The following is a 25,407-nucleotide window of genomic DNA, read 5'->3' on the forward strand; positions in this document are numbered from 1 at the left end:
TGCGCCGACGTCATGGGAACGTCTGCGCCCGCGGGCGGTAGCGCCCGGAGAGTCTGGCCAGCTTCAGGCTGAGGTGCAGGCTCAGCCGCTCTCCGCCGTCCGTCAGGTCGGTCTCCGCCAGCGCCTCGACGCGCTGCAGCCGGTAGTAGAGCGAGGTGCGGTGCAGCCGCAGCCGGCGTGAGGCCTCCAGCGCGCTGCCCGCGAGGTCGAGGTAGATCTCCAGCGTTTCCAGCAGGGGCAGGTGCTGGTCGTCGCCGAGCAGCCGCTCCAGTCCGGGGTGCAGGTCGTCGGGGGGAACGCGGGTGAGCATCCGGTAGACGCCGAGTCTGGCCCATTCCACCGACCGCCCGAGTTCGGGCACCTTGGCCGCGACCTCCGCCGCGTGCAGGGCCTCCGTGTACGACTCGGCCGCCCCGGTGAGGGACGGGCGCGACCGGCCGATGCCGACCAGGACCGGCGTGTCCATGGCGGCGTGCATCTCCTCGGAGAACGTCGCCGTGCCCGCGATCAGCAGCACGGCGTGGTCGTAGCGCACGAGATGCAGGGGCTGGTGACCGGCCAGCCGGCGCCGCAGTGCGAGCAGTCCGCGTTCGAGCGTCAGCCGCAGCGCCTCGTCGGTCTCCGCCGCCGTGGGTTTGGCGACCGCCACCGTGACGGGCGCGGTCTGGGGGAAGGCTCCGGCCTCGATCAGCGCCCGGGCGGCGCCGTCCTCGCCGAGCAGGACCCCGGTGATGGCCTCGAGTTCTCGATGCGAGGTCAGCGCGGACGCCAGGCTCTCGTGGAAGAGCGCGAGCGCCAGCGCGGGTGCGGCCGCGGCCGCGACGTCGACCTCGGCCTCCGTCATGGCGGGGGCCACGTCGATGAACCAGAGGAATCCGAGCAGCCTGCCGTCGTGCCGCACGGGGACGCACACCCGGGGGAGCAACCCCAGGTCGGCGGCGCCCGGGGTGCGCAGCGGCCCCGCCGTGTCGTGGATCCCGGCGGAGTGGAGGAAGGCGCGGACCTCGGGCGTGGTGTGGCGGCGCAGAATGGAGTCCCGGCGGATGTCGTCGAGCTGCCCGTCCTGCTCGGAGTAGGCGACCACGCGCTGCCTGCCGTCCTCGAGTAACAGCGGCCTGCGCAGGCGCGCGGCGAGATTGTCGACGATGCGCTGAAGATCCGCCACCGGCCTCCTATCTGGACTTTTCTACGGTTGTCGGAAAACCGTCATTCGATCTTCTCTACAACTGAACGATGATTTCGGTCAAGGCCGTATATACCGTCCGAATCGTGAATGCCCTCCCCAAGCTGCTCAAGGTCCTGCTGGCGGCCGCCGTGGTGGCGCCGGCCGTCTTGGCGGCTACCCCCGCATCCGCAGCCCCCGCCGACGATCCCGAGTACCCCTGGCGGCTGAACCAGTGGCCGCAGACCCAGCCCTGGCAACGTGACGAGCCGGACGCGTCGCAGTCCCTGCGCACGCTCAGCTCGTCGGCTCCCACGGTCAAGCCCATCGACCCGCAGAACTGGAAGAACCCCGACCACATGACGTGGGCGGACTACAAGAAGGTCCCGGGCACCGACTGGGCCGACCCGACGGTCACGGGGTCCACGCGCACCTTCAAGGGCGCGCTGGTGCTGCTCGACTACTCCAACCAGCCGTTCGAGGTGACCCAGCCCCAGGGTTCGTCGGTCTTCGGCAACCCCAGCGCCGAGGCCCACGACATCCCCCGGGACCAGGTCGCGAAGTTCTACCAGGACTTCCTCAACACCCCCGGCAAGCTCAACAAGGGCCACACCCTCCACGAGTACTGGATGGAGGACTCCGGAGGCCGCTACGGCGTGGACCTCACGGGGTTCGGGCCGTACACCATGCCGGGCAAGTCCTACGAGTACGGCCTGGAATACCAGCGCAACGCCTGCCCGGCCGGTGACACCTGCAACAGGAACCTGCGTACGGACGGCAACACCGCCTGGGTCAACAGCGTGGGCCAGGACGTGGCCTCCCAGTACGACTTCGTCTTCTACGTGACCGCCGGCCAGGACGAGTCGTCCACCTGGCAGGAGTTCGGGATGATGAAGTTCCCCACCAAGGAGGACGTCACCGACGAGTTCGGCCCGCCGGACCCGGCCCTGCCCAACTGGTCGACCACCCGCTACGTCGACTGGACCTCCTGGGCCGCCGGCTCGACGTTCTGGCCCAACGCCCGCTTCGGCGTCGACTCGGTCCAGGCGGAGAGCTCGGGCATGGGGACCTACGCCCACGAGTTCAGCCACATCATGGGCGTCGGCGACAACTACAACAACCCGTACGGCATTCCGGCCCGCCGCGCCTACACCGGCATCTGGGAGATGCTCAGCCGCGGCAGCTTCAACGGTCCGGGCGGCCCGCACAGCCGCTGGCTGATCCCGCCCACGGCGGGAGCGTCGATGGGCGCCCAGCACATGCTCCGCAACAAGATCAAGCTGAACATGGTGGACGAGCAGAACGTCCTGCGCCTGTCGCGTGACGCGCTCGCCCAGTCCGGCATGGTCGTCGCGAACGTGACCGCCCGCGAGGTGCAGCCCGGCAAGAGCGCGCTGTCGGGCGTCAACATCGTGCTGGACGGCGGAGACAAGTCGACCGGCTCGTGCTCCACCCAGACCGACCCGCTGTGCGACGGCGGCAACTACAACAACTACACGGTCGAGGTCGTCGACCGGATGGGCACCGACTCCTTCACCTCCGACTCGGGCGTGCTCCTGGCCAAGACCAAGGACACCGACAGCGCCCCCTTCGAGTGGGTGGTCGACGCAAACCCGCAGGACATCGGGATGACCGACTACGTCCTCCCGGACGGCACCGAGGTGCCGATCACCATCGGCGACTACCGCCAGCTGGCCGACGCCCTCTTCCACGCGGGCACGAACTCCGGCAGCGAGTACGAGTACACCGACGAGGTCAACCGGCTGCACTTCTACATCACCGATGTGAAGCGCGACAAGAAGGGCATCCTCTCCTACACCGTCGCGATCCGCTCGCTGGATGGCGCCGGCCCGCAGAAGCACGGCGTCAAGCTCCTGCCCAGCGTGGGCGTGCCCACGTCCCAGAAGGGCGTGTCGTCCTGCAGCTTCCCGCTGTTCAACACCGGCAAGAAGGCGGCCGTGCCGGGACAGCACCCCGAGGACGTCAGCGCCTACCTCGGCAGTGACGTCTACCGGCTGAAGGCGGAGGTCCAGGGCAAGGGCTGGACCGCCAGTACCCCCAACGCGCTGGCCACCGTCGAGTTCGGCAAGCACGAGTCCGTCAAGGTCGACGCCCTGCGGGGGCCGGGCGCCAGCCACCTGGCCACCGTCAAGCTGACCGCGACGTCCGAGAGCGACCCGACCAAGAAGGCCACCGCGACCTGCGTCGCCGTCGGCCTCTAGTGATCACATGACGAAGGGCCCTTCCGGAGATTTCCGGAAGGGCCCTTTGCGTGCGGTCTGTACGGCAGGTCAGCCGAAGATCGCCGGAAGCGCACCCTCGTGAGCCTCGCGGAGATCGGCGACGGGAACGTCGAAGACGTCCTCGACGATCAGCGAGGTTCCACCCGTGGTGCCCAGTCCGTAGCAGGGCACGTCGTAGCGTCCGCAGATCTCCGCCAGAGCCTCGAACGCCAGTGGCCGGACGCACACCAGCGCCCGCGCGGCCGTCTCGCTGAACAGGCCGACGAAGGCGTCCTCGATCGGCAGGCTCACCGAGGCGCCCACTCCCTGGGCGATGCACGACTCCGCCAGGGCGATCGCCAGGCCGCCGTCGGAAAGGTCGTGGGAGCCCTCGATCAGGCCCTCGGCCGCCGCGGCCGCCAGCACGGCCGCGAGCCCGCGCTCGGCGATCAGATCCGCCTGCGGGGGGAGGCCCCCGAGGTGGCCGTGGACGACGTGCGCCCACTCCGACCCGCCGAACTCCTCGTGGGTCTCGCCCAGCAGCGCGATCCGCAGCCCCGGGACCGTGAAGCCCGACCTGACCCGCTTGGCGACGTCGTCGATCACGCCGAGCACGCCGACGACCGGCGTGGGGTGGATCGCGTCGGAGCCGGTCTGGTTGTAGAACGACACGTTGCCGCCGGTCACGGGGACGCCCAGGATCTGGCACGCGTCCGCGAGACCACGCGTGGCCTCCGCGAACTGCCACATGACCTCGGGGTCCTCGGGCGAGCCGAAGTTGAGGCAGTTGGTCACCGCCAGCGGCGTGGCGCCGGTCACGGCCACGTTCCGGTAGGCCTCGGCGAGCGCGAGCTGGGCGCCCGCGTACGGGTCGAGCTTGGCGTAGCGGCCGTTGCCGTCCGTCGACAGCGCGATGCCCCGGGTGGTCTCCTCGGCGCCCGGCATGACCTCGGAGATCCGCACCATGCCGGCGTCCGCCGGCTGGGCCAGGACGGTGTTGCCCCGGACGTACCGGTCGTACTGGGAGGTCACCCACTCCTTAGAGGCCAGGTTCGGGGACCCGAGCAGGGTGAGGAGGGTCTCGCGGAGATCCGAGGGCCGCGGCAGGTGCTCGGGGCCGTCGGCGTTGAGGGCGGCCTGGCCGGCGGGCTCGTGGAAGGGCCGCTCGTACACCGGGCCGTCGTCGGCCGCCGTGCCCGGCGGGATGTCGACGATCGTCTCGCCGTCCCACGTCATGACGAGCCTGCCGGTGTCGGTCACCTCGCCGATCACGGTCGCGGGGACGTCCCACTTCTCGCAGATCGCCATGAAGGCCGGGATGTCGCCGGGCGTGACGACGGCCATCATCCGCTCCTGCGACTCGCTCATCAGGATCTCCTCGGGCCGCAGCGACGGGTCGCGCAGCGGGACGAGGTTGAGATCGACGTGCATGCCGCCCGTGCCCTTGGCCGCGAGCTCGGTCGTGGCGCAGGAGACGCCGGCCGCGCCGAGGTCCTGGATGCCGACCACCACGTCGGCCTGGTAGAGCTCCAGGCAGCACTCGATGAGCAGCTTCTCCATGAACGGGTCGCCGACCTGGACGGCGGGCCGCTTGGCCTGCGACTCGTCCTCGAAGGTCGCCGACGCGAGCACCGAGGCCCCGCCGATGCCGTCGGCGCCGGTCCGCGCCCCGAAGAGCACGACCTTGTTGCCCGGCCCGGGGGCGGTGGCCAGCTTGATCTGGTCCTTGCGGAGCAGGCCGACGCACAGCGCGTTGACCAGCGGGTTGCCGATGTAGCAGGGGTCGAACGCGACCTCGCCGCCGATGTTCGGCAGGCCCAGGCAGTTGCCGTAGTGGCTGATGCCCTCGACGACGCCGGGCAGTACGCGCCGGGTGTCCGGCTGGGTGGCGCCGCCGAACCGCAGCGCGTCCATGACCGCGATCGGGCGGGCGCCCATCGACATGATGTCGCGGACGATGCCGCCGACGCCCGTGGCCGCGCCCTGGTGCGGCTCGACGTACGACGGGTGGTTGTGCGACTCGATCTTGAAGGTGGCCGCCCAGCCGTCGCCGATGTCGACGACTCCGGCGTTCTCCCCCATGCCGACGAGCAGGGCTTCCGACTTGGGCGCCTTGGTCCCGAACTGCCGCAGATGGACCTTGGACGACTTGTAGGAGCAGTGCTCGCTCCACATGACCGAGTAGATCGCCAGCTCCGAGCTGGTCGGGCGGCGGCCGAGGATCTCGCGGACCCGCTGGTACTCGTCGTCCTTCATGCCCAGCTCGACGTACGGCTGCCGCTCGTCGGGGGTCTCGAAGGCGAGCTTGACGCTGTCGACGGTCATGCGTTCACCAGATTCTTGAGGATGGAGGTGAAGAAGCCTCGCCCGTCGACGCTGGGCGCGCCGGTGAGCTCTTCGACGGCGTGCTCGGGATGGGGCATCAGCCCCACGACGTTGCCGGCCTCGCTGGTGATCCCGGCGATGTCGTTGAGCGAGCCGTTCGGGTTGCCGCCCGCGTAGCGGAACACGACCCGGCCCTCGCTCTCCAGTGCCTCGATCGTCTCGGCGTCGGCCACGTACCGGCCCTCACCGTGCTTGACCGGCAGGACGATCTCCTGGCCGCGCTCGAACTCGGCCGTCCAGGCCGTGTCGGCGTTCTCGACCCGGATGCGCTGGTCGCGGCAGACGTAGTGGAGCCCCTGGTTGCGGGTCAGCGCGCCCGGCAGCAGGTGTGCCTCGCAGAGGATCTGGAAGCCGTTGCACGTGCCCAGCACGGGCAGGCCCGCACGGGCCGCGGGGACGATCTCCTCCATGAGCGGGGCGAACCGTGAGATCGCCCCGCAACGCAGGTAGTCGCCGTAGGAGAACCCGCCGGGAAGGAAGACCGCGTCGACGCCCTTGAGATCACGCTCCGCGTGCCACAGGGGCACCGCCTCGGCGCCCGCCAGCCGTACGGCTCTCGCGGCATCCTGGTCGTCGAGTGTTCCGGGGAAGGTGACGACGCCCACCCGGGCAGCGCTCATGACAGTGGTCCCTCCAAGCCGTAACTGGGCACAGGCACGCTCGAGTCGCCATCTACTCGGATGATGGCGGCCGGTGGCGGTACACCTCAGGTTATCGAAGGACCCAAATCGGCCGCTCGGCAGAGCGCTCGGAACCGGCCGATCAGACGCCGGCGAGCTGCCCGGCGAGCGTGAGGTGGTGGGCGATGGCGTCCTCGTCCCAGTCGAGCTCCTTGCGGAGCCGGACGACGGTGCCCTGGCCAGGCGTGATGTCGAAGGAGATCTCGTCCACCACGGCCCGCATGATCAGAATGCCCCGCCCGTTCTCGGCATCGCTCGGGGGGTACTGCTTGGGGATCGTCTCCAACCCCAGTCCGCAATCGACGACGCGCAGTTCGCAACGGCCGTGGCCGATGGTGGCCATCACCTCGTAACGATTCGCGGGACCTCCGTGCCGCACCGCGTTGGTGCAGGCTTCGGAGGTCGCCAGCAGGATGTCGGACACGCAGTCCTCGGTCACGCCCAGCGAGCGGAGAGCGTCCCCCAGCACACGACGGACCATGGGGATGCCTATGGCATCCCGCGGCATGGCTAGCGAAAACTCAATATCCACCGGACCCCTCCCCGGTGTCGAAGGTCACCAAGGTAGGCTTCCCCGGTGAATCAGGGCTAACCGCAAAATCACGTGCGTGTTATTTATGGTTCTACCAAGAAGGGCTTTACGCTCGCACGATGTGCTCTATAACGGACTTTGTCCTAATTTTCGTAGTGTGAAATATCCCACTTCAGCTCTCGATGTGGACCGTGAAGTCCTCGATCACCGTGTTGGCGAGCAGTGTTTCGGCCATCTTCCGGACGTCCGAAAGAGCCGCTTCATCCGCCGGGCCTTCGATTTCGACCTCGAACCGCTTGCCCTGCCGTACGTCGGAGACTCCCGAGAAACCCAGACGGGGCAGCGCTCTGGCGATCGCCTGCCCCTGCGGGTCGAGGATCTCCGGCTTGAGCATGACGTCGACGATGACGCGCGCCACGTTGTTCCTCCTGCTGGGTGGTGGGGTCGCTTCGCGACAAGCCTAGCGACCGGCCCGCGGCCCCGGACCGGGTGTCCGGCCACGGATGGAGTAGTGGGAGTGTTGGGCTCCGGCACTGCGGGAATCGGGGAGGGTGTGGACGGTGATGGCGGGTCTTGCGCAAGCGGGTACCGACTCTGCCACCATGTCCGCAGACGCGTGCGGCCTACCACCCCAGCGGCCGTATGCCAGAAGATCCGGCCCGACCGCGGTGGCGACCCCGCCCACGAACGGCCCACGACGCACAGGAGTGGCACGTGACATCCGACGCCCCTCGTGGTGTTGACGCACCTCCGGAGCTCGTCCAACTGCTCACCCCCGAAGGGGAGCGTGTCGAGCACCCCGACTACGACATCGAGCTGACCGACGAAGAGGTCCGCTCCCTCTACCGCGACCTGGTCCTGGTCCGCCGCATCGACCTCGAGGCGGTCGCGCTCCAGCGACAGGGTGAGCTGGGCATCTGGGCGTCCCTCCTCGGGCAGGAGGCCGCGCAGATCGGCTCAGGTCGTGCGCTCACCGACGCCGACATGGCCTTCCCGACCTACCGGGAGCACGGCGTGGCCTGGTGCCGCGACGTCGACCCGGTCCGCCTCCTCGGCCTGTTCCGGGGTGTGAACCACGGCGGCTGGGACCCCGCGGAGCACAACTTCCACCTCTACACGATCGTCATCGGCTCCCAGACGCTGCACGCCGTCGGGTACGCCATGGGGATGCAGCGCGACGGCGGGGAAGCGGCGACGATCGTCTACTTCGGCGACGGCGCGACGTCCCAGGGTGACGTGAACGAGTCGTTCATCTGGGCCTCGGTCTTCAACGCCCCCGTCGTGTTCTTCTGCCAGAACAACCAGTGGGCGATCTCCGAGCCGCTGGAGAAGCAGACGCGGATCCCGCTCTACAAGAGGGCGTCCGGCTTCGGGTTCCCCGGCGTGCGGGTCGACGGCAACGACGTGTTCGCCTGCCTCGCGGTCACCCGCAAGGCCCTGCAGAACGCGCGCGAGGGGCAGGGGCCCACGCTGATCGAGGCGTTCACCTATCGCATGGGCGCGCACACCACCTCCGACGACCCCACCCGCTACCGGGTCGCCGACGAGCTGGAGGCCTGGAAGCTCAAGGACCCGATCGAGCGCCTCAAGGCCTATCTGTTCAAGAACCAGATCGCCGACCAGGAGTACTTCGACAAGATCGACGCGGAGGCCGACGCGCTGGGCAAGGACGTCAGGCGCAGGTGCCTGGAGCTGCCCGACCCCGAGCCCGAGGCGCTGTTCAAGCACGTCTACGCGGCTCCGCACGCCCTTCTCGATGAGGAGCGCGACCAGTACCTCACCTACCTGGCGGGATTCGAGCGATGACCACACTGACTCTCGCCAAGGCGCTCAACGAGGGACTGCGTCGTTCGATGGAGGACGACCCCAAGGTCCTCGTGATGGGTGAGGACGTCGGCAGGCTCGGCGGCGTGTTCCGGGTGACCGACGGCCTGCACAAGGACTTCGGCGAGGACCGCGTGATCGACACGCCTCTCGCCGAGTCGGGCATCATCGGCACGGCCATCGGACTGGCCCTTCGCGGCTACCGGCCCGTCTGCGAGATCCAGTTCGACGGGTTCGTGTTCCCCGCCGCCGACCAGATCATCACGCAGCTGGCCAAGATGCCGCTCAGATCGCTCGGCGCGCTCAAGCTGCCCGTCGTCGTCCGCATCCCCTGCGGCGGCGGCATCGGCGCCGTGGAGCACCACTCGGAGTCCCCCGAGGCCTACTTCACGCACACCGCGGGGCTGCGCGTCGTCGCGTGCTCCAACCCGGCCGACGGCTACAGCATGATCCAGGAAGCCATCCGGTCCGACGACCCGATCATCTTCTTCGAGCCCAAGCGGCGCTACTGGGACAAGGCCGAGGTCGACCTGGCCGCGCCCGGCCTGCCCCTCGACCGGGCCAGGATCACCCGGCCCGGTGCGGACCTCACGCTTCTCGCGTACGGGCCGATGGTGAAGACCTGCCTGGAGGCCGCTGCGGCGGCCGAGGAGGACGGTCGCGACATCGAGGTCGTCGACCTGCGCTCCCTCAACCCGCTGGACATGGGCGTGGTGGCCGAGTCCGTCACGCGTACGGGCCGCTGCGTGGTCGTGCACGAGGCGCCGGTGTTCACCGGGTTCGGCGCCGAACTCGCGGCGCGGATCACCGAGCAGTGTTTCTACCACCTCGAGTCGCCCGTGCTGCGCGTCGGAGGCTTCTCCACTCCGTACCCGCCGTCCCGGCTGGAGGAGTACTACCTGCCGGACCTCGACCGGGTGCTGGACGCCGTCGACCGCGCGTTCACCTACTGAGAGGGAGGAGTCTCATGCTTCGTGAGTTCAAGCTCCCCGACGTGGGCGAGGGCCTGACCGAGGCCGAGATCGTCAAGTGGCACGTCGCCGCGGGCGAGCACGTCAAGATCAACCAGACGATCGTCGAGATCGAGACGGCCAAGGCCGTCGTCGAGCTGCCCTGCCCGTTCGAGGGCACGGTCTCCGCTCTGATGGCGGAAGAGGGCCAGACGGTCGACGTGGGCGCGCCGATCATCTCCGTGCAGACGGAGGAGGAGGCCGGGGGCAGCCCGGAGGACCTCGTGCCGAACCCGCCCGCCGAGGGCGCGGTCGAACCGGGCGTCCACGGCAGCCCGGCGCCCAAGCAGGAGCGCAAGCCGGTCCTCGTCGGCTACGGGGTCATGGCCAGCTCCACCAAGCGCCGTCCCCGCAAGTCGGCCACCGCGGAGGCCGCGGCCCCCCCGGCGGCCCCGGTCGTCCCGGTTCCTGCCCCGGCTGCGGCACCCGTCCCCCAGGCCGTCGGACGGGTCGCCGTTCTGGCGAAGCCGCCCGTACGGAAGCTGGCCAAGGACCTGGGCGTCGATCTGACGACCGTCGAGGGGACGGGCCCCCAGGGCTCGATCACCCGCGACGACGTGCAGGCCGCCATCGGCGCGACGGTGCCGGCGGTCGGGCTTACGGCGCCGATCAGGCAGGCGGCGCAGGGCCGGGAGGAGCGCATCCCGGTCAGGGGCGTCAGGAAGGCCACCGCTCAGGCAATGGTGGCGAGCGCGTTCACCGCGCCGCACGTCACCGAGTTCCTTCAGGTGGACGTGACCGAGACGATGGAGGCGGTCAGGCGGCTGCGCCAGCTGCCCGACTTCGCCGAGGTCAAGGTCTCCCCGCTGCTGCTGGTCGCCAGGGCGGTGCTGACCGCGGTACGGCGGCACCCGATGGCCAACTCCACGTGGACCGACGAGGAGATCGTCGTCAGGCACTACGTGAACCTGGGCATCGCGGCCGCGACCGATCGTGGGCTGATCGTCCCGAACATCAAGGACGCCCAGGCCCTGTCGCTGCCCGAGCTGGCGGTGGCTCTGAACGACCTGACCGAGCGGGCCCGCTCCGGCAAGGCCACCCCGGCCGAGCTGACCGGCGGAACGATCACGATCACGAACGTCGGCGTGTTCGGGATCGACGCGGGTACGCCGATCCTCAATCCCGGTGAGGCCGCGATCCTGGCCCTCGGCCAGATCAGGGACATGCCGTGGGTGGTCGACGGGCAGCTCGCCGTACGCAAGGTGACCACGCTCGCGCTCTCGTTCGACCACCGGCTGATCGACGGTGAGGTCGGGTCGTACATTCTGCGGGACATCGGCGCGATGCTCGAGGACCCGCTGAAGATGCTCGCGTGGGGCTGAGCCGTACGTGATCGGGCGCGGCGACCGCAAGGCCGGTCGCCGCGTCCGGCACGATGAGGGCTGTGAGAAGGTGGCGGCAACGCCACAGCACAAGGGGAGACCATGTTCCGGCACGTCGTCATGTTCACCTGGACCGAGGACGCCACCGAGGACCAGAAGGCCGAGGTGGCCACGCGCCTGCGGGAGCTGCCGGCCGTCATCGGCCAGCTGCGGGACTACGTGGTCGGCGCGGACGCCGGAATCAACGAGGGCAACTTCGACTTCGCCGTGGTCGCCGACTTCGACTCGCCCGAGGACTATCTCGTCTACCGCGACCACCCGACGCACCGGGCCGTGATCGCCGAGTTCATCGCGCCCATCGTGGCCTCGCGCGCGGCGGTCCAGTACGCGTTCTAGCCGTCGCCCACGCGCGGCTTCCCGGCCGATGTGACGCGCCCTGCTCCCGGACGGCGTCAGGCCTCCGGCTTGTTCTCGTGCTCCATCAGGTGGTTGTCGGAGGTCTGGCCGCGCCGGGTGGCGAACACGATGCTCAACAGCAGACCCACACCGCCGACGATCATGAAGATGACGCCGATGACGTCGATGTGCACGGTGTCGCCGAGGACGTCAGGCTCGATGGCGAACTTCAGGATCGCGCCCAGCGTGATGAAGAAGATGCTGACCCCGATGCCCATCGCGTGACCTCCGGGACGTTCGTAGTGGCGAGGTAAAGAGGCTGTGCGCAATCGGTAATACCCGGCCGCGCGAGATCCAAGTACGCGAAAGCCGCCCGGATCTCCGGCGAGGAGATCCGGGCGGCCGCCACCACGCAGGAAGCCTTAGAAAGCCTCTTCGGGAAGCTCCATCAACTCGTCGCCGGTCGCGGCGAGCACCCGCCGCTCCGCGGCCAGGCGGGGCAGGACGGTCTGGGCGAAGAACGTGGCCGCCCCGACCTTGCCGGTGTAGAACGCCCGGTCCTCGTCCGACTCCGTGAGCGCATTGAGTGCCACCCCGGCCTGGCGGAGCAGCAGCCAGCCGAGCACCAGGTCGCCGAGCGCCATCAGGAACCGGGTGGTGTTGAGCCCCACCTTGCGGACCTCGTTCGGGTTCTCGATCGAGGAGATCGCCCAGCCGGCCATGGTGTCCGCCATGGCCTTCACCTCGTCGGCGGCCTCGTCCAGAAGCGCGCGCTCGACCTTGAGGCGGCCGTTGCCCGCGTCCGAGGCGGCGAAGGCCTTGATCTCGCCGAGGAGCGAGCCCAGCGCCGACCCCTGGTTCCTGAGGATCTTCCTGAAGAAGAGGTCGAGCCCCTGGATCGCGGTCGTCCCCTCGTACAGGGAGTCGATCTTGGAGTCGCGGATGTACTGCTCGATCGGGTAGTCCTGCAGGAAGCCCGAGCCGCCGAGGGTCTGCAGGGACCGGGCGAGCAGCTCGTACGACCTCTCGGAGCCGACGCCCTTCACGAGCGGGAGCAGCAGGTCGTTCATCGCCTCGGCGGCGGCGTCCCTGCGGCCCTCGGACTCCGCGATCTGGATCGTGTCCTGGAAGGTCGCCGTGTAGATGACCAGCGCCCGCATGGCCTCGGCGTACGACTTCTGCAGCATGAGCTCGCGGCGCACGTCGGGGTGATGGGTGATGGTGACGCGGGGGGCGGACTTGTCGGCCGAGCGGGTGATGTCGGAGCCCTGGACCCGGTTGCGCGCGTAGTCGAGCGCGTTCAGGTAACCGGTGGAGAGCGTCGCGATGGCCTTCGCCCCGACCATCATGCGGGCATGCTCGATGATCATGAACATCTGCTTGATGCCCTCGTGGACGCCGCCCACGAGGTAGCCGACGGCCGGGTGCCGCTCGCCGAGAGTGAGCTCGCAGGTGGTCGAGACCTTGAGGCCCATCTTCTTCTCGACGTTGGTGACGTAGACCCCGTTGCGCTCGCCCAGTTCGCCGGTCTCGAGGTCGACGAGGTACTTGGGGACGAGGAACATCGACAGGCCCTTGGTGCCCGCGCCTGCACCCTCGGGGCGGGCCAGCACGAGGTGGAAGATGTTCTCGGCCATGTCGTGCTCGGCGCTGGTGATGAAGCGCTTGACGCCCTCGATGTGCCAGGTCCCGTCGGGCTGCTCGACCGCCTTGGTACGGCCGGCGCCCACGTCGGAACCCGCGTCCGGTTCGGTGAGGACCATGGTGGCCCCCCAGTTGCGGTCGACGGCCAGCCGGGCGAACCGCTTCTGGTCGGGGGTGCCCAGTTCGTGGAGCTGGTGGGAGAAGGCCGGGCCGCAGGCGAACATCCAGATGGCCGGGTTGGCGCCCAGCACCAGCTCCGCCATGGACCACACCAGGCTGCGCGGCGCGACCGTGCCGCCCAGCTCCGGCTGCAGCTCCAGCCGCCACCACTCGGCGTCGACCCAGGCCTGGTAGGACTTCTTGAAGCTCTCCGGCATGGTCACGCTGTGCGTCGCGGGGTCGAAGACCGGGGGATGTCTGTCCGCGTCCTCGAACGACTCCGCGAGCGGTCCCGTCGCGAGCCGGTTCACCTCGTCGAGCACGGTGCGCGCCGTGTCCTCGTCGACGTCGGCGAACGGACCGGTGCCCAGGATCTCCTTGCGGCCGAAGACCTCGAAGAGGTTGAACTCCAGGTCGCGGAGGTTGCTCTTGTAGTGACCCATCTGTGCACTCCTAGGACCAGACCCGGGGGTTACGTACTGGTCGGTAACTCTATCTGAATGCTACCCGCCAGTAACCACCTACATGCATCTTTTACCCGACACATCCGGCACTGGATGGGGCTGGTGAGAAGGGACCGCTCGCCGTAGCTTTGCGGGATGGGCCTTGATGATCTGACGGCGAAATGGCGGACGGACCTGGAGTCCTGGGCGATTCCGGACGAGATCCTGGCGAAGGCGCCGACGAATCCCTGGACGCATCAGGTGGAGCGCTTCGCCCGCAGGACGGGTTCGCTACTGACCGATCCGAAGGGGCCGACCTACGAACGGGCACGTGAGGCGCTGCCGCGCGGCGGCACCGTGCTCGACGTGGGGGCCGGGACGGGGGCGGCGAGCCTGCCGCTTGAACCCGCTCTGCTCGTCGCCGTCGACGAGAACGCGGGGATGCTGGCCGAACTCGGCAGGCAGGCCAGGGGAACGGCGGTTCAGACGGTCGAGGGACGGTGGCCGGACGTCGCGGAGCGCACGCCCGTGGCCGACGTCGTGGTGTGCGCGCACGTGGTGTTCAACGTGCCCGACCTGGCGGAGTTCTTCGTCGCCCTGGACCGTCACGCCCGCAGGCGGGTCGTGGTCGAGTTGCCGGAGATCCATCCCACGAGCTGGCTGAACCCGCTCTGGGAGCACTTCCACGGTCTGGCGAGGCCGGCGGCGCCGACCGCCGCCGACGCCGTCTCCATCGCCGAGGCACTGGGATTCGAGGTCGCCGCCGAGCGGTACCCGTCCCCGGACGACCCGTTCACGTCGCCTGAGGAGATGGCGGCGAGCGCCTGCCGGAGGTTGTGCCTCGACCCCGGCAGGGCAGGTGAGGTGATCAAGGTGGCCACCGAGCTCGGGGTCTGGCCCGTCCCCCGGCGGCCCATCTTCACGATGTGGTGGGACCGCACCGCCGACGAGTGAAAGGTCACCTCGTCGCCTTGGCGCGGCTGCGCATCGCGAGCGCGAGCACGCCCGTGATGAGGAAGACGAACGCGCCTCCGCACAAGGCGTCCCAGGCGGCGCCGAAGATGCCCTCGCCGTCGAAGACCAGCTGTACCGGGTACATCAGCGCGGCGGCGGCGAGGCCGGGGTAGAGGGAGAACCGCCAGGGGTGGCGCAGCGCCCACACCCGGGCCTGCTGGGTCACCCGGTCGCCCGTGTGCGGCTGGGCTATCGCGCCGATGCTCGCCACCAGGGCGAACATCGTGATGCCCACGCAGAGAGCCCAGCTGAGGTCGGGGGATCCCGGGAGGATCACGCCCATGATGAGGCTCGTGGCCGCGACGGCGCCGCCGGAGACCGCGGCGGGCTTCCAGGGGGCGCCGCGCAGGGCGGCTCCTGCCAGCGACATCTCGTCGCTTCTGCTGAGTTCCTTCATGCTCTCCATCGTGCGTTCCCGCAGGCCCGTCAGCATCGGGGAAGTCCCTGACGGCCCCCTGAACCGGCCCCGCTAGGGTCTCCGGTATGTCCCTTTCTTTCCGTACGGCCCGTCGTGAGGACGTTCCGGTGATCGTGGCGCTGCTGGTCGACGATCCGATCTCGGCGAGCCGCGACACGGCGCCCGGGCTCGACTACGACGCCGCCTTCGCCGCCATCGACGCCGACCCCCGCAACGAGCTGATCGTCGTCGAGTCGGACGGGGAGATCGTGGGCACGATGCAGATGACCTTCATCCCCGGGCTGTCGCGGCGTGGCGCCGAGCGCGCCCAGGTCGAGGGGGTCAGGGTCGCCTCACGGCACCGCAGCCGGGGCATCGGCAGGAAGATGATGGACTGGGCCGCGCAGCGGGCCACGGAGCGTGGGTGCACGCTGATCCAGCTCACCTCGGACAAGGCCCGCACCGACGCGCACCGCTTCTACTCCTCCCTCGGGTACGAGCCGACTCACGAGGGTTTCAAGCTGCTGCTCAACTGATCGATCATCCAGCGGCACCAGTCGGCGCGGTGCCGTTCGTAGGTGAGGCCACAGCGAAGCGCGGCCATGTTCCCGAACCGGGAGGTGCCGAAGGCCGGCGCCTCCTCCTCGACGGACGCCCACGCCGCCTCGTACTCGGCCAGCCTCCCCTCGTGCTCGCGTAGCGCCGTACGGAACATCGCGATCAGCGCGGCGGGGTCGGCCAGCCAGGCTGCGTAGGTCTTCAACACCAACTCGTCCCGTTCGGGCTGGGGGCGCGGCGGCTCCGTCACCCATTCCCGCAGGGCGTCGAGGCCCTCGGCGGTGATCGAATAGATCTTCTTCTCCTGGGGGCCCGGCCCGGGCGCGGTGGTGTAGCCGACCAGGCCCGAGTCGAGCAGGCGCCTCAGGTCGGCGTGGATCTGGCTGTGGCTGGCCGTCCAGAACCGGGCGACCGGATTGCGCATCCGGCCGGCGATCTCGTAACCCGTGCTGTCGGCCCTGGCCAGCACGGAGAGGATCGCGAACCCGAGAGTGGGGATCGTGGAGCTCATGGTGGCCTCCAGCCCATTGACGCACGTTTCGATTCCCTTCACTATGTCAGTTCTTACATAGATGTAGGGAGTCGCGGATGCCGGGGAAGCGCGCCCTGATCGCCCTGCTGTTCTTGCTGACCGGCTGCGGGGGCACGGTCGGCGGGACCGTGGGCGCCTCGAGCCCGCCCGGCGTCCCCGGGACCCCGGCAGCGGCCGCCACGCCGTCGGCCAGCCTCACCGGGCCGAACCTGCAGGGTTGCTACGGACCGGCCGACGGCCGCCTGTTCACCTACGAAGGCGGCGGCGTCACGTACGGCGGGCTGATCATGGGAGGCGGGCCCGTCGGCGTGGTCGTGTCGTACGAACGGGGTGGCGCCGCCTGCACGTGGCGGCCGCTCGCGGAACGGCTCGCGTCCGCCGGATACCGCGTCCTCCTTTACGAGCGCGGCCTCTCGGCACCGGTCAGCCCCGTGATCGTGAAGATGGCCGAGCGGCTCACGAAGGACGGCGCCGAGCGGATCTTCCTGGTCGGCGGTTCCATCGGCGGGTCGGAGTCGATCGTCGCCGCCACCGAACTCAAGGAGCCGCCCGAGGGAGTCGTGAACCTCGCGGGCACGGTGATCCCGGAGGAGACGGAGCCGCTCACGGTGCCGCTGTTGCAGATCACCGCCGAGAACGACTCGGGAGCCACCCCGGTCACCCTGCAGGCGGCCGCCGATGCCGCCGTCAAGTCACCGGACCGCTCGCTCGTCGTCGCCAAGGGCGAGTTCGCTCACGCCTCCGCGCTTTTCGGGACCGCTCAGGGGACGATGGTGCTCGACGCGATCATGGCGTTCCTGGCGAAGCACAGCGGTTGATCACAGAGATTGATCACAGGGGCGCTATGTCCACGAGGTTGTCGTGAAAGACGGCCCCCCGGCCCATGTCGGCGTCGCGCTCGTCCACCGTGGCGTTCGTGTTGGCGCCCCCGGGACTGAGCTTGGGCCAGTGGCCCTTGGGGGCGGCGACCACGCCCGGCCGGACCCGGTCGCTGATCTCGACGTAGGCGGTGAACTCCCCGTTGCGGTTGAACACCCGGGCGGGCGCGCCGTCGACCAGGCCCCGGGCCTCGGCGTCGGCGGCGCTGACCATGACCCGGGGCCCCTTCGACCGCCGGAGCAGCTCGGGGTTGTTGCCGAAGGTCGTGTTCAGGGAGGTGTGCGACGCGGGAGTGATCATCGTGAGCGGATACTCGCGGTCGGCCGGTGCCGTACGGGCCGTGCGGGAGGGGACGTAGCCCGCGACCCTGGGCAGTCCGGCCGCGGCGGCACGGTCGGAGGCGAACTCCAGCCTGCCCGAGGGCGTGGGGAAGCCGTCGGTGAAGGGGACGAAGGGGTCGGCGACGTCGAGCCTGGCCCAGCCCTCCTTGCGCAGCAGGTCGAGCGTGATCCCGGGCGTGCCGCGGAGCAGCCCTTCGGCGATCTCCAGGTCGGATTCGTGGAGCGACGGCTCGGTCAGGCCCATGTGGCGTGCCAGCCGCCGGAAGGTCTCGGTCGTCGAGAGGGATTCGCCGGCGGGCTCCACGGCCTGCTCGTTCCACATGAGGTACATGTGGCCGTAACCCTGGTGGAGGTCCATGTGCTCGGTCTGCATGGTGGCAGGCAGCACGATGTCCGCGTAGTCGACGGTGTCCGTCGGGAACTGCTCCATGACCACCGTGAACAGGTCCTCCCTGCGCATGGCCGCGCGGATGCGGTTCTGGTCCGGAGAGGAGCCGAGGGGGTTGGCGCCGTAGACCCACAGGCACTTGACCGACTCGTCGAGCTGCCCGGCCAGCCGCGTCATGGTCAGCGTCCGGACGGGCCCGCGCAGCAGATGCTCGCCCGAGTCCACCTCCAGCGGAACGTGCGCGGTGGTCGAGTACGCGACGCCGCCCCCGGGGTGGCGCCAGTCTCCGGTCACCCCGGGGATGCAGGCGATGAGCCGCAACGCGGCGCCGCCGCCCTCGTGCCGCTGCAGGCCCATCGTCGCCCGGATGCCCGTGGGCCGGGTGTGCGCGAGCCGTACGCCGAGGGCCCGGATGTCCTCCTCAGGGACGCCGGTGATCTCGGCGACGCGAGCCGGGGGATACTGCAGGATCTCGGCCTTGAACTCCTCCCAGCCGAGGGTGTGCTCCTCCAGGTAGGCGGTGTCCTCGGCGCCCTCCTCAAGGACGACGTTGAGCAGCCCCAGGGCGAGCGCGGCGTCCGTTCCCGGCCGGATCGCGAGGTGGGCGTCGGCCTGGTCGGCCGTCCGCGTCCTGATCGGGTCGATGGCGACCACGTACGCGCCGTTCGCGCGGGCGTCCTGGATGAACTTCCACAGGTGGTGCCCGCTGGTGAGGGTGTTGGTGCCCCACAGCAGGATCAGCCGGGACAGGGCGAAGGTCTCCGGGTCCATGCCGGCCGGCGTTCCGTTGGTGAGGCGCAGGCCGTCGTTGCCGGCGGTCGAGCAGATGTTCAGGTCATGCCGCGAGGCGCCGAGGGCGTTCCAGAACCGCCACCCGGCCAGGCCCTCCGAGCCCTGGATGTAGCCGAGGGTCCCCGTGCCCTGGTACGGCCAGATCGCCTCGCCGCCGTGCTCACGGACGATCTCCGTAAGGCGGTCGGACACGATGGTCAGCGCCTCGTCCCAGGTGATCCGTTCGAACCGGCCGGACCCCTTCGGCCCGACGCGGCGCATGGGGTGCAGAATGCGGTCGTCGGCGCGGGTGTGCTCGAGGTACCTGTTGACCTTCACGCACAACGCCCCGCGAGTGTACGGATGGTCACGGTTGCCCCGGAGGCCGACGGCCTGGCCGTCCCTCACGGTGACCTCCCACGAGCACGTGTCGGGGCAGTCAAGCGGGCATGCACCCAGAATCCGCAACTCCATGGCCGCAACCTTACGTTCCGGCTACGACTCCAGATCCGAGAGGTGGGCGATGTTGGCGACGTCCTCGTCGTCCGTGCTCGGGGCGCCCGCGAACCAGGCGTCGAGGATCTCCTGGAGGAGCCGGTCGGAGGTGAGGCGCAGGCTGAGGGCCAGGACGTTCGCGTCGTTCCATCGGCGTGCGCCGTCCGCGGTGGCGGCGTCGACGCAGAGCGCCGCGCGCACTCCGTCGACCTTGTTCGCGGCGATCGAGGCGCCCGTCCCCGTCCAGCAGCACACGATGGCGAGGTCGGATCGTCCTGATGCGACGTCTTTCGCGGCGGCCGAGCAACACCAGGCCCAATCAGCACGGCCACCAGGGGCCAGGGCTCCATAGAGTGTCACTGAATGCCCTCTCCGCTGTACCTCGGCGACCAGGCGGGTCGCCACTCCGTCGAGACTGTCCGAGGCGAGCGAGAGACGCATGCCGTCAATTGTGGACACCGAGCTCGAAGATCGCACAGAATCGCTGGTGGTGAGAGGTATCAAGGAGCAGGATACGGCGGTGGACACTCCACAGCAGGGAGTGGTCCTCGTCGTCGAACCGTTGCTGCCGCAGCGGATCCGCCGCCCCTCGGACGCCCTGCGTTTCCTGCTGACCCTGCTGGCTCTGGCGGCCGTCGTGCTGATGGCCCTCGCCCTGCAGCGCACGCTCAACGGCCTGGAGACCGACGTCCAGGCCGGAACCGGCAGGGCGCCGGCGCTGCTTTCCGCGGTCTCCGGGCTGCTCGGCGGGGTCGCCGTGCTGGTCGTCCCCGTCGCGTTCGCCGTCGAGCGGGTCTTCCACCGGGACGGCATGCGCATCGCGCAGGGACTCATCGCCGCCATCCTGGCCCTGCTGATCGCCTACACGCTGGACGAGTGGCTCGTCAGGGCGGGCCCGGCCGAGCTCGTGCAACTGCTCACGGGCAGCAGGGACGTCGAGCCGCTCAACAGCGTCCTGACCCCGGCCATCGCCTACGCGACGGCCGTGCGGATGTCGCGCAGGCCCCAGTGGCGTGCCCTCATGTGGACGGCGCTCGCCCTCGACGTGCTCGCGCTCTTCACCGCCACCAAGGTCACCGCGCTCGGCGTGATCCTCACCTACCTCGTCGGCATGGCCGTCGGTTTCGGAACGTTGTACGGCATCGGCAGCGCGAACACCCGGCCCCCGGGAAGCGCGGTGCTCGCGGCCCTCAGACGGCTCGGCTTCTCACCGGTCAGCGCCCGGAGGGTCGAGGACGACAGCTCGGGCAGCCGCCGCTACCTCATCGGCCTCGCCGACCAGCGCCGCCTGGACGTCACCGTCCTCGACCGGGACCGCCAGGTCGCCGGGATCGTCTACCGCCTGTGGCGGCGGATCCGGCTCAACACCGAGACGCGGCGGCGGGCCATCCGGTCCCTCCGCGCGGAGCTGGAGCGCGAGGCTCTGATGGCCTACGCCGCCCAGGCGGCGGGGGCGAGCCTGCCCCGTCTGCTCGGCACCAGCGAGATCGGCACCGAGGCGGCGATGCTGGCCTACGAGCACATCGACAGCCGGCCGGTGGAGGAGCTGTCCGACGACGACTTCGACGACGAACTGCTGGCCCGGCTGTGGGGTCAGGTCCGGCTGCTGCACGCCCACCGGCTCGCTCACCGTCACCTGACGGGGGAGAGCATCCACGTCGATTCGGCGGGCCAGGTGTTCCTGGTCGACGCCCGCAGCGGTGAGATCGCGGCGGGCGACCTGCTACTCCGGCTGGACGTCGCCCAGCTCCTGACCTACCTCGCCACCCGCGTGGGACCCGAGCGCTCGGTGAAGTCGGCCGCCGCCGTGCTCGGCGCCGACTCCCTCGCCGGCGCGCTGCCGCTGCTGCAGCGCATCGCCCTCAGCCGCGACACGCGCACCGCCGCCAGGAAGGACCGCGAGCTCCTTCCCGCGATCCGCGAGCACATCGTGGCGCTGAAGCCGCAGGCCGCGGTGGAGGAGGTCCGCCTCGAGCGGTTCCGCCCGCGAACCCTGGTGACGATCATCGCCGGCGCCCTCGCTGTCTACTTCCTGCTCTCCCAGCTCAGCCAGGTCAACCTGGTCTCGGTCGTGACCAATGCCAACTGGGCCTGGACCGGAGCCGCCCTGGTCACGGCTGCGGCGAGTTACCTCGCTGCGGCGATCATGCTGAGAGGTTTCGTACCCGAGCCACTGCCCCTTGGCCGGACGGTGCTGGCGCAGTTCGCCGGTTCGTTCGTGAAGCTGGTCGCCCCGGCGGCGGTCGGCGGGGTGGCGATCAACACGCGATATCTGCAGAAGCGGGGGATCGCCCCGGGGCCTGCGGTCGCCAGCGTGGGCGCCTCGCAGCTCGTCGGTCTCGCGTCGCACATCGTGCTGCTGCTGTTCTTCGGATACGTGACCGGCACCCAGGCCGCGCCGTCCCTCACCCCGTCACGAGGACTGCTGATCGCGCTCCTCAGCGTGGCGGTCCTGTTCCTGATCGTCCTCGCCGTACGCCCGCTGCGCCGGATGTTGACGACCCGCGTACGCGCGATGTTCTCCGGGGTGATCCCGCGACTGCTCGACGTGCTGCAGTCGCCCCGCAAGATCCTGGAGGGCGTGAGCGGGACGCTGCTGCTGACCGTGGCCTTCGTGGCCTGCCTGACGGCGTGCGTCCGCGCGTTCGGCGGCGATCTGAGCTTCACGACGGTCGCGATCGTCTTCCTGGCCGGCAACGCGATCGGCTCGGCCGCCCCCACGCCGGGCGGGCTGGGGGCGGTCGAGGCGTCGTTGTCCCTCGGCCTCACGGTGGCGGGCCTGCCCGGGACGGTCGCCACGTCGGCGGTGCTGCTGTTCCGCCTGCTGACGTTCTGGCTGCCGGTGCTTCCGGGCTGGGCGTCCTTCGCCTACCTTCAACGGCACGACGCGATCTGACGGATCAGCCCTCGCTCGAGGCCGCCCAGAGGTTGATGCCGGACTCGACGGCGTCCTTGTCGATGGCCGCCAGTTCGTCGGCGGAGAAGTCCAGCCGGTTCACCGCGTCGAGGTTGTCGTCGAGCTGCCTGACGCTGCTGGCGCCGATGAGGACGGTGGTGACCCGCCGGTCGCGCAGCGCCCACGCCAGGGCCATCTGCGCGAGGGACTGGCCACGCCGCTTCGCCATCTCGTCGAGCGTGCGGATGTGGCGGAGGGACTCGTCGGTGAGCAGGTTCGGGTTGAGCGACTTGCCCTGCGCCGCCCGGGAGTCCCCGGGGATGCCGTCGAGGTAGCGGTCGGTCAGCATGCCCTGGGCGAGGGGGGAGAAGGCGATGCAGCCGACCCCCTCCTCTTCGAGGACGTCGAGCAGCCCGGCCTCGATCCACCGGTTGAGCATGGAGTAGGACGGCTGGTGGATGAGCAGCGGCGTCCCCAGCTCGCGGAGGATCTGGGCGGCCTCCTTCGTCCGCTCGGGCGAGTAGGACGAGATCCCCGCGTAGAGGGCCTTGCCCGAGCGCACCGCGTGGTCGAGCGCGCCCATGGTCTCCTCGAGCGGGGTCTCCGGGTCGAACCGGTGACTGTAGAAGATGTCGACGTAGTCCACGCCCATCCGCTTGAGCGACTGGTCCAGGCTGGACAGCAGGTACTTCCGCGACCCCCACTCGCCGTACGGCCCGGGCCACATGTCGTATCCGGCCTTGGTCGACAGCACCAGCTCATCTCGATATTTCGCGAAATCCTGCTGATAGATGTGCCCAAAGTTGATCTCGGCCGAGCCGTACGGCGGGCCGTAGTTGTTGGCCAGGTCGAAGTGGGTCACTCCGCGGTCGAACGCCCTGCGGAGGATGGCCCGCTGCGTCTCGATCGGCTTGTCGTCGCCGAAGTTGTGCCACAGGCCGAGCGAAACGGCGGGCAGCTTGAGCCCGCTCCTGCCGGTCCTGTTGTACGGCATGGGGCCGTACCTGTCGTCTGCCGCCACGTAGGTCATTCGGTAACTCCAACTCGGTCGAGGATCCAGGAGAGCGCGAACGCCTCCTCACGCCATGCGTCGTACCTGCCGCTGCGCCCGCCGTGTCCCGCGCCCATCTCGGTCTTCAGCAGGAACGGGCCACCCTGCGCGGACTCCCTGAGCCGGGCGATCCACTTGGCGGGCTCGTGATAGAGCACGCGGGTGTCGTTGAGGCTGGTGATCGCGAGGATCGGCGGGTACGCCCGGCCGTCCACGTTCTCGTACGGCGAGTACGACTTCATGTACGCGTAGACCTCGGGGTCGTGCAGCGGGTCACCCCATTCGTCCCACTCGACGACCGTGAGCGGCAGCGACGGGTCCAGAATCGTGTTGAGCGCGTCGACGAACGGCACCTCGGCGACGACGCCGGCGAACTCCTCCGGCGCGAGGTTGGCGACGGCCCCCATGAGGAGACCGCCGGCGGACCCGCCGCGGGCGATGATCCGACTCGACAAACCCTCGGCCTTGAGATGCCGGGCGCAGGCCACGAAGTCGCTGAAGGTGTTCTTCTTCTTGTTCAGCTTGCCGTCTTCGTACCAGTGACGGCCCATCTCGCCGCCGCCCCTCACGTGTGCGACGGCGAAGACGAACCCCCGGTCGAGCAGGGACAGGCGGGCCACGGAGAAGTACGGGTCGATCGAGGTCTCGTAGCTGCCGTAGCCGTACAGGAGGGTCGGGGCCGGGCGGTCCGTGCCCTTCCTGACGACGATGGAGATCGGCACCTTCGTCCCGTCGTCGGCCGTCGCCCAGGCCCGGAACTGCTCATAGTCGGCGGGGTCGTAACCACCGAGGACGGCCTTCTGCTTGAGCAGGATCAGCTCGTTGGTCTGGAGGTCGTAGTCGTACACGGAGGTCGGCGTGATCATCGAGGTGTACCCGAGGCGGAGCCTGCTCGTCTCGAACTCCGCGTTCCCCGCCGGCGCCACGTCGTAGATCGGCTCAGGGAAGGAGATCTCGTACGGCTCGCGCCCGTCACGCGGCAGGATCCGGATGCCCGACAGGCCGTCCCGCCGGAAGTGCACGACGATGTGGTCCTTGAACGCGTCGACGTCGAGGAGCCGGGTGTCGTCCCGGTGCTCGATCAGCGGCGTCCACGTGCCCGGGTCGTCGATGGGCGCGGTGGCGAGTTCGAAGTTCACCGCGCCCTCGTTGTGCAGGACGAGGAAATGGTCGCCCGCGTGGTCGAGGCCGTACTCGACGCCAGTACGCCGGGGGCGGACGAGGGTGAACTCGCCCGTGGGGTCGTCGGCGTCCAGGACCCGGACCTCGCTCGTGATCTTGCTGCCCGCGCTCACGATCAGGTAGCGCTGGCTCCGCGTCAGCCCGATCCCGACCCAGAACCGCTCGTCGTCCTCCTGGTAGACGATGACGTCGTCGTCGGAGCCCAGCGTGTGGCGGTAGATGCGGTACGGCCGCCACGCGTCGTCGATGGTCGAGTAGAAGAACGTCGAGCCGTCGGCCGACCAGGCGCCGCCGTAGAAGACTCCCGGGATCTCGTCGGCGAGCAGCTCGCCGGATTCGAGGTCCTTGAACCTGAGCGTGAAGCGCTCGTCGCCCGTGAAGTCGGTCGAATAGGCGAGCTTCGTGCCGTCCGGGCTGATGGCGCTGGTCCCGATGGCGAAGAAGGCGCTGTCGCCGGCCAGTTCGTTGCCGTCGAGCAGGACCTGCTCACCGGGCAGCGGCACACCGGCGGTCAGCACGGGCGGGCTGTCCCCGTCCACCGCGACCCGGCACTGGATGCCGTACTGCTTGCCCTCTTCGGTGCGCGAGTAGTACCACCAGGCGCCCTTACGGCTGGGCACCGACAGGTCGGTCTCCAGGGTCCGACTCTTGATCTCCTGGAACACCGTCTCCTGGAGATCCTTCAGATGGCCCGTCACCTCCTCGGTGTAGGCGTTCTCAGCCTCGAGATGGGAGATGGTGTCGGGATCGTCCTTGCTGAACAGCCAGGCGTAATCGTCCACGACCGTGTCGCCGTGGTGCGTGCGCTCGACCGGGACCTTCTTCGCCACAGGCGGCATGTCGCTCACCCGCCAAAGTCTATGTTCGCGCCGCTCCTGGTACGGCTTAACGCTCGCCTACGGCCCCCGGTACCCGCCGACGAGCGCGTGGTGAGGCGCCGCCGGGGCGGCTGGGCACCGGCGAGAGCGGAGGCGGAGCAGCTGGCACCCGGTGTGCGAGGCGGCTGGAACCCGGAGTGAACTGCCGGCGACACCGCGGCGACCGGGCGAAATCGCCGGCGTGAATCGCCGAATCGGGCCGCCTACTGTTGGCGCCACGACTTTTCGGGTCAAGGCATCCTGTGC

At 69.5% G+C, this 25,407-nt stretch carries 22 protein-coding genes; 9 read left to right on the forward strand and 13 right to left on the reverse strand.

Annotated features, from left to right (window positions below):
• Positions 1-10: 10 nt before the first annotated feature.
• Complete coding sequence (locus Pka01_RS31160; protein ID WP_203886509.1) at positions 11-1,165, reverse strand: PucR family transcriptional regulator; 1,155 nt, start codon at positions 1,163-1,165, stop codon at positions 11-13.
• Positions 1,166-1,269: 104 nt separating this feature from the next.
• Between Pka01_RS31160 and Pka01_RS31165 the strand changes: the two genes are divergently transcribed.
• Positions 1,270-3,384 carry a M6 family metalloprotease domain-containing protein gene (locus Pka01_RS31165; protein WP_239115613.1) on the forward strand — a complete coding sequence of 705 codons (2,115 nt, stop codon included), beginning with the start codon at positions 1,270-1,272 and terminating at the stop codon, positions 3,382-3,384.
• 69 nt (positions 3,385-3,453) lie between these two features.
• On the opposite strand, the gene purL is transcribed toward Pka01_RS31165, so the two are convergent.
• The 4 genes from purL to purS all read right to left on the reverse strand — a co-directional run bounded on the left by purL (position 3,454) and on the right by purS (position 7,399).
• The gene (purL, locus tag Pka01_RS31170; protein ID WP_203886511.1) at positions 3,454-5,709 is read right to left on the reverse strand and encodes a phosphoribosylformylglycinamidine synthase subunit PurL; all 2,256 of its coding nucleotides are present in this window, start codon (positions 5,707-5,709) and stop codon (positions 3,454-3,456) included.
• Positions 5,706-6,389, reverse strand: coding sequence for a phosphoribosylformylglycinamidine synthase subunit PurQ (gene purQ, locus Pka01_RS31175; protein WP_203886512.1), 684 nt, complete (start codon positions 6,387-6,389; stop codon positions 5,706-5,708). Before purQ ends, purL begins: the two co-directional genes overlap by 4 nt.
• 142 nt (positions 6,390-6,531) lie before the next feature.
• A complete protein-coding gene (locus Pka01_RS31180) occupies positions 6,532-6,930 on the reverse strand; it encodes an ATP-binding protein (RefSeq protein ID WP_203886513.1) in 399 nt (132 codons plus the stop codon).
• A gap of 223 nt (positions 6,931-7,153) precedes the next feature.
• Entirely contained in the window at positions 7,154-7,399 is a 246-nt protein-coding gene (purS, locus tag Pka01_RS31185) for a phosphoribosylformylglycinamidine synthase subunit PurS (protein WP_203886514.1), read from the reverse strand.
• Between the two features lie 296 nt (positions 7,400-7,695).
• On the opposite strand from purS, the gene pdhA reads away from it, so the two are divergent.
• The 4 genes from pdhA to Pka01_RS31205 all read left to right on the forward strand — a co-directional run bounded on the left by pdhA (position 7,696) and on the right by Pka01_RS31205 (position 11,533).
• Positions 7,696-8,787 carry a pyruvate dehydrogenase (acetyl-transferring) E1 component subunit alpha gene (gene pdhA, locus Pka01_RS31190; protein WP_239115615.1) on the forward strand — a complete coding sequence of 364 codons (1,092 nt, stop codon included), beginning with the start codon at positions 7,696-7,698 and terminating at the stop codon, positions 8,785-8,787.
• Positions 8,784-9,758, forward strand: coding sequence for an alpha-ketoacid dehydrogenase subunit beta (locus Pka01_RS31195; protein WP_203886516.1), 975 nt, complete (start codon positions 8,784-8,786; stop codon positions 9,756-9,758). Before pdhA ends, Pka01_RS31195 begins: the two co-directional genes overlap by 4 nt.
• Before the next feature lie 14 nt (positions 9,759-9,772).
• Positions 9,773-11,137 (forward strand): dihydrolipoamide acetyltransferase family protein, encoded by a 1,365-nt coding sequence (locus tag Pka01_RS31200; protein WP_203886517.1) that lies wholly within the window; start codon positions 9,773-9,775, stop codon positions 11,135-11,137.
• Positions 11,138-11,239: 102 nt separating this feature from the next.
• Complete coding sequence (locus Pka01_RS31205) at positions 11,240-11,533, forward strand: Dabb family protein (RefSeq protein ID WP_203886518.1); 294 nt, start codon at positions 11,240-11,242, stop codon at positions 11,531-11,533.
• A gap of 56 nt (positions 11,534-11,589) precedes the next feature.
• Here the strand turns inward: Pka01_RS31205 and Pka01_RS31210 are convergent, their stop codons facing one another.
• Both Pka01_RS31210 and Pka01_RS31215 read right to left on the reverse strand, forming a co-directional pair.
• Positions 11,590-11,811 carry a hypothetical protein gene (locus Pka01_RS31210; protein WP_203886519.1) on the reverse strand — a complete coding sequence of 74 codons (222 nt, stop codon included), beginning with the start codon at positions 11,809-11,811 and terminating at the stop codon, positions 11,590-11,592.
• 144 nt (positions 11,812-11,955) lie between these two features.
• Entirely contained in the window at positions 11,956-13,779 is a 1,824-nt protein-coding gene (locus Pka01_RS31215; RefSeq protein WP_203886520.1) for an acyl-CoA dehydrogenase, read from the reverse strand.
• Between the two features lie 156 nt (positions 13,780-13,935).
• On the opposite strand from Pka01_RS31215, the gene Pka01_RS31220 reads away from it, so the two are divergent.
• Positions 13,936-14,733 (forward strand): class I SAM-dependent methyltransferase, encoded by a 798-nt coding sequence (locus tag Pka01_RS31220; protein ID WP_239115617.1) that lies wholly within the window; start codon positions 13,936-13,938, stop codon positions 14,731-14,733.
• 4 nt (positions 14,734-14,737) lie between these two features.
• On the opposite strand, the gene Pka01_RS31225 is transcribed toward Pka01_RS31220, so the two are convergent.
• Complete coding sequence (locus tag Pka01_RS31225) at positions 14,738-15,190, reverse strand: hypothetical protein (RefSeq protein WP_203886521.1); 453 nt, start codon at positions 15,188-15,190, stop codon at positions 14,738-14,740.
• An 86-nt stretch (positions 15,191-15,276) separates the two neighbouring features.
• On the opposite strand from Pka01_RS31225, the gene Pka01_RS31230 reads away from it, so the two are divergent.
• Positions 15,277-15,726 carry a GNAT family N-acetyltransferase gene (locus Pka01_RS31230; RefSeq protein ID WP_203886522.1) on the forward strand — a complete coding sequence of 150 codons (450 nt, stop codon included), beginning with the start codon at positions 15,277-15,279 and terminating at the stop codon, positions 15,724-15,726.
• On the opposite strand, the gene Pka01_RS31235 is transcribed toward Pka01_RS31230, so the two are convergent.
• Positions 15,696-16,259, reverse strand: a complete 564-nt coding sequence (locus tag Pka01_RS31235) for a PadR family transcriptional regulator (protein WP_203886523.1) — start codon at positions 16,257-16,259, stop codon at positions 15,696-15,698. The genes Pka01_RS31230 and Pka01_RS31235 overlap by 31 nt on opposite strands.
• 77 nt (positions 16,260-16,336) lie before the next feature.
• On the opposite strand from Pka01_RS31235, the gene Pka01_RS31240 reads away from it, so the two are divergent.
• Positions 16,337-17,098, forward strand: a complete 762-nt coding sequence (locus Pka01_RS31240; protein ID WP_203886524.1) for an alpha/beta fold hydrolase — start codon at positions 16,337-16,339, stop codon at positions 17,096-17,098.
• Positions 17,099-17,111: 13 nt separating this feature from the next.
• Here the strand turns inward: Pka01_RS31240 and Pka01_RS31245 are convergent, their stop codons facing one another.
• Both Pka01_RS31245 and Pka01_RS31250 read right to left on the reverse strand, forming a co-directional pair.
• Positions 17,112-19,133, reverse strand: coding sequence for a molybdopterin-containing oxidoreductase family protein (locus tag Pka01_RS31245; protein ID WP_203886525.1), 2,022 nt, complete (start codon positions 19,131-19,133; stop codon positions 17,112-17,114).
• Positions 19,134-19,154: 21 nt separating this feature from the next.
• Positions 19,155-19,595, reverse strand: coding sequence for an RpiB/LacA/LacB family sugar-phosphate isomerase (locus Pka01_RS31250; RefSeq protein ID WP_203886526.1), 441 nt, complete (start codon positions 19,593-19,595; stop codon positions 19,155-19,157).
• 79 nt (positions 19,596-19,674) lie between these two features.
• Here Pka01_RS31250 and Pka01_RS31255 point away from each other — a divergent pair, with 79 nt between their 5' ends.
• Entirely contained in the window at positions 19,675-22,050 is a 2,376-nt protein-coding gene (locus Pka01_RS31255) for a lysylphosphatidylglycerol synthase transmembrane domain-containing protein (protein ID WP_239115619.1), read from the forward strand.
• A 4-nt stretch (positions 22,051-22,054) separates the two neighbouring features.
• Here Pka01_RS31255 and mgrA read toward each other — a convergent pair whose 3' ends face one another.
• A complete protein-coding gene (gene mgrA / locus Pka01_RS31260) occupies positions 22,055-23,080 on the reverse strand; it encodes an L-glyceraldehyde 3-phosphate reductase (protein ID WP_203886528.1) in 1,026 nt (341 codons plus the stop codon).
• On the reverse strand, positions 23,077-25,122 hold the full coding sequence (locus tag Pka01_RS31265; protein ID WP_203886541.1) for a S9 family peptidase: 2,046 nt from the start codon (positions 25,120-25,122) through the stop codon (positions 23,077-23,079). The genes mgrA and Pka01_RS31265 overlap by 4 nt, the downstream gene beginning before the upstream one ends.
• Positions 25,123-25,407: the final 285 nt, after the last annotated feature.

Origin of the sequence: Planotetraspora kaengkrachanensis (assembly GCF_016862895.1) — a bacterium.
In the GTDB taxonomy this organism is placed as follows: Bacteria; Actinomycetota; Actinomycetes; order Streptosporangiales; family Streptosporangiaceae; genus Planotetraspora; species Planotetraspora kaengkrachanensis.